Annotated in this window: 4 protein-coding genes; 1 reads left to right on the top strand and 3 read right to left on the bottom strand. The window is 71.6% G+C overall.

Features of this window, described 5'->3' with window-relative positions; translation table 11 throughout:
- The 3 genes from G6022_RS09995 to G6022_RS09985 form a co-directional block, all read right to left on the bottom strand.
- Positions 1-840: lysoplasmalogenase family protein (locus G6022_RS09995; protein WP_187701324.1), on the bottom strand; the 840-nt coding region annotated here is incomplete at its 3' end.
- Between the two features lies 1 nt (position 841).
- Complete coding sequence (gene pyrE / locus G6022_RS09990) at positions 842-1,399, bottom strand: orotate phosphoribosyltransferase (RefSeq protein ID WP_182610786.1); 558 nt, start codon at positions 1,397-1,399, stop codon at positions 842-844.
- Positions 1,400-1,566: 167 nt separating this feature from the next.
- Positions 1,567-2,118 carry a hypothetical protein gene (locus G6022_RS09985; RefSeq protein ID WP_182639058.1) on the bottom strand — a complete coding sequence of 184 codons (552 nt, stop codon included), beginning with the start codon at positions 2,116-2,118 and terminating at the stop codon, positions 1,567-1,569.
- A 159-nt stretch (positions 2,119-2,277) separates the two neighbouring features.
- Between G6022_RS09985 and G6022_RS09980 the strand changes: the two genes are divergently transcribed.
- Positions 2,278-2,997, top strand: coding sequence for a hypothetical protein (locus G6022_RS09980; protein ID WP_182639060.1), 720 nt, complete (start codon positions 2,278-2,280; stop codon positions 2,995-2,997).
- The last annotated feature ends 30 nt before the right edge of the window (positions 2,998-3,027 follow it).

Below are 3,027 nucleotides of genomic sequence, written 5' to 3'. Positions count from 1 at the left end.
CGCCGACCGCCCTGCCGTGCGGGCCGCGGCCGCCGTGCCCGTCAGCGACAGCAGCGCGGCGGTGGCGTAGGTGTCGATCACGCCGACGTCCAGGCCCCGCGCGAGCGCCGATCCGCCCTCGGTCTTGCGCCTGAGCAGGATCAACGCATCGCTGAGCAGGAACACCGGCCCCGCCACGGCCAACACCGAGGCGCCGGGCCCGGACCGACGATCGACCGAGGTGGCCAGCGCCGACAGGGCCGCCAGCAGCCCCCCGTACGCGGCCAGTGGGGCGTTGGCCCGGTCCTCGGACAGCAGGATCACACCGGCGGCGCCGGCCACCACCCCGTGGACCGCCGACTGGACCGGCTTGTACCTCAGGCCCGACCGGAGCATCAGCCCGCCGAGCGCGAGATGCCCCACCCCGAACGCCGCCGCGCCCGAGACGAGCCGGGAACGCGAGCGGCTGGCGTGTCCTCCACCGAGCATGAGGATCACGTCGCCCGTGGTGTACGCCGCACCGGTGACGGAGAGCAGTGCGGTGTCGACGGGGCCGAGGCCACCGTTACCCGCCCCCGCGCCTCCTCGGGCGCCCTCACGCAGAGCGATGGTCAGCGCCGCCGGGACGATGAGCGGCTTGCAGAGCTTCTCCAGCGGGCCGAATCCGGTCGCCTTGGCCACCTCCGTGCCCGCGGCCGCGGCGAGGAACGCGGGCCCCTCCGGCCGGGAGGTGTCCATGAGCGAGAGCACCCGCTCCCGCAGCGCCTGCGCCAGGACGGTGGGGAAAGCCCTCGCCGTCGTCCTATCGGACGCCGTCCCCTCGGTCGTCGTGCGTCTCGTCGTCGTCCACTCGGCGGTCATGTCACTCCAGTCCCAGGTCGGTCAGGCCGAGCAGGGCGCGGTACTCCACGCCCTCGGCCCGGATCACGTCATCGGCGCCGGTGGCACGGTCGACGACGGTCGCCACGCCCACCACCTCGGCGCCGGCCTCGCGCAGGGCGGCCACCGCGGTGAGCGGGGAGTTGCCGGTGGTCGTGGTGTCCTCGACGACGAGGACCCGCTTCCCCACGATGTCCGGCCCCTCGATCCGGCGCTGCATCCCGTGCTTCTTGGCCTCTTTGCGGACGACGAACGCGTCGATCGGCCGACCCGGCGCGTGCATGATCGCCGTGGCGACCGGGTCGGCGCCGAGGGTCAGTCCGCCGACCGCCTCGAAGTCCCAGTCGTCGGTCAGTTCACGCAGCAGACGGCCGATGAGCGGCGACGCCTCGTGGTGCAGGGTCGCGCGGCGCAGGTCCACGTAGTAGTCGGCCTCGCGGCCCGAGGAGAGGGTGACTCGGCCGTGGACGACGGCGAGCTCGGCGACCAGCTCGGCCAGTCGCGCTCTGGCGGTCGAGTCGACGGTGGCGGGGACGGACATCGGGCTCCTCTGATCGGCCGCGACGGTGGCTGCGGCGACGGTATCGGTACCGGGGTCGACTCTAGACGCGCGCCACGACAGAACACGACAGAAGGAGGACGGGCCGGTCGCGTGACGCGACCGGCCCGTCCTCCTTCAGCTCGAGGCCACGCTCAAGCCAGTGACGATCAGGGGTCCAGGGGGTCCCCGTTGTCCTCAGCCGGCGGCTCCTCCTCGACCGGTGGCTCCGGATCGACGGGGTCCGTACCACTGCTGCCCAGCGAGCCGAGAGACCCGGTCGCGAGGCTGCCGCTGTCCTCGGGGATGACGACCGGCGGGGGCCACCCCTTCTCGAAGGCAGACCACGCGTAGAGCTGGCCGGTGCCCTGCGCGGCGGCGGAGTTGGTGCCCTGCGCGCACATCGTGAAGTAACCGACCAGATCCGAACCGCGGGGCTGGGTGGCCGGCGGCCCGAGTGCGATCGTCCGGGTGACGGTCTGCCCGTTGGTCACCGCGAACGAACCGGTCGTGCCGTACAGCCCCTCGACCTTGGCCCTGGTGTTCTGCTCGGTGATCTGCGAGCGCAGCTGGACGGCTTCGCTCGCCATGTCCCCGAGGCTGCCCTGCGGGAAGAACTGGGTGAGCGGCCACAGCGGCATGGTGATCGTCGACCCCGACGCCGTGATGCTGACCATCTCGGCCCTGACGTTCTGGTAGCGCGAGTAGTACAGCGCCGACATCTCCACGACGGGCGCCGTCGAGACCGTACCGCCGGGCCGCGCACCCGCGACCGTGTCCTGGTTCGGTGCCTCGCAGAAGACGGGACGGGCAACACCATCAACTCGGGCCTGCAGAAGAACAACAACCAGTCGTTCCAGCTGCCCGAGGTCACCTTCGGCATGCGTGCGCCGAACACGCCGAGTCAGCAGATCGTCTTCGGCCTTGCCGGGGCGGGGGCCACCGCCGCCACGGATGCGGCGTCGACGCAGTTCCAGTACACCCGAGGGACCACTGCGGGCGGCACCGGCACCACCGGCGCCCAGGTCGAGTGCGCTGTGAGCGCCAATGCCGCCGCGCTCACCACCACCACGATCACCAACGCCCCGTGGGTTCCGTTCGAGTGGAACACCAACCTGAACGTCCAGGCCCAGCCCGGCACCCTCGACGAGGATTCGCTCGCGGTCAACGTGGTCACCTCGTTCGTTCGGCCCGCGAACAACTTCCCCGAGGGAACGATGGTCTCGATCCTCCGTGACGGTGTCGAGGTCGGGGAGGTCGCCATGCCGGCGTCCGGCACCACTGTCTCCTTCCCGGACGACATTCCGCGTACGGCCGACACCCAGGTGTACCGCTACACGGCCGTGGTGAACAACACCGACGCGCTCGGCGACACGTGGGTCGGCGCGACCGCGACCTCGTCGCCCGTCATCGTCACCGGGACCAACCCCGGTGCCGGCGGCGGGGGCGGTACCGGTTCGCTGGATTCCGGTTCCGTGGTCAACCCGATCGACGGCGCCATCGGCGGCTCGCTCACCTCGAGCCTGTCCGACTCGGCCGGATACGACGTCGCCCCGCTGTCGAGCCCGACCGTCACCGGTCTCCTGAGCTCCGCCAGCTGACACACCCCACATCAGCGAGAGGACCCGTCC

It is taken from the genome of Dietzia sp. Cai40 (genome assembly GCF_014145165.1).
GTDB classification, from domain to species: Bacteria; Actinomycetota; Actinomycetes; order Mycobacteriales; family Mycobacteriaceae; genus Dietzia; species Dietzia natronolimnaea.
The sequence above is the reverse complement of the archived record's forward strand: the minus strand, read 5'-3'. Positions and strand labels throughout refer to the sequence as shown.